We start from the raw sequence: 574 nt of genomic DNA, 5'->3' as shown, positions 1-574 counted from the left end.
TGATGGGCGAAAACCAGTTGCCGAAAGTAATCGCGGGTGTCAGATTCCAGGACGGCACCGAGATCGCAACGACGCCAACACACAACGTCGCCTGATCGGCCCCATCACCCAAAATCCAGCATAGGTCTCTTGGCGGAGCACCTCGTTCTCGCGGCGGAGGCGCTTGAGCTCGTCCATGACGTCCTCATGGGGCGGAGCGGCTGACGCGGGTCGTGTGTCTTGGTGCTCTGCCATCCAGCGCGCGAGTGTCGAACGGTTCACCCCAAGATCGTCAGCGATTGCGCGTTGGGAGCGCCCACTCGCCAAAACCAGGCGGACGGCCTCATCCTGAAGCTCTCTCGTAAAACGGGTCTTCGGCATGGAGATCCTCCTGCTTCATGAGATGCTCTCCAGTGTCCCGATACTGCTGGCGAATGGGCGGGAGCCCTTGAGGCAGGGATTGGCGTTCTGGGTTTGAGGGGGCAGCCCCACCATCCCGGAGGTCCTCATGTCGCTCCGCCCGACCCCGTGCTGTGATGTCCCGGCCGCAACGGCAGCCATCGCGCGTGCCGCGTTCCCGCATGGCAGCCCCTAT

1 protein-coding gene and 1 pseudogene are annotated in these 574 nt (G+C 63.2%); both read right to left on the bottom strand.

Annotated elements, in window-relative coordinates; all coding sequences use genetic code 11:
* Window positions 1–204 precede the first annotated feature (204 nt).
* A pseudogene (locus tag FS320_RS51440) lies at window positions 205–360 on the bottom strand (transposase); the annotation flags it as partial.
* Window positions 323–574, bottom strand: a 252-nt coding sequence (locus tag FS320_RS47485) for a hypothetical protein (protein ID WP_210252279.1), incomplete at its 5' end; no start/stop codon positions are given. The pseudogene FS320_RS51440 and the gene FS320_RS47485, both read right to left, overlap by 38 nt.

The organism is Microvirga tunisiensis (genome assembly GCF_009296175.1).
Classification (GTDB): domain Bacteria; phylum Pseudomonadota; class Alphaproteobacteria; order Rhizobiales; family Beijerinckiaceae; genus Microvirga; species Microvirga tunisiensis.
The sequence above is the reverse complement of the archived record's forward strand: the minus strand, read 5'-3'. Positions and strand labels throughout refer to the sequence as shown.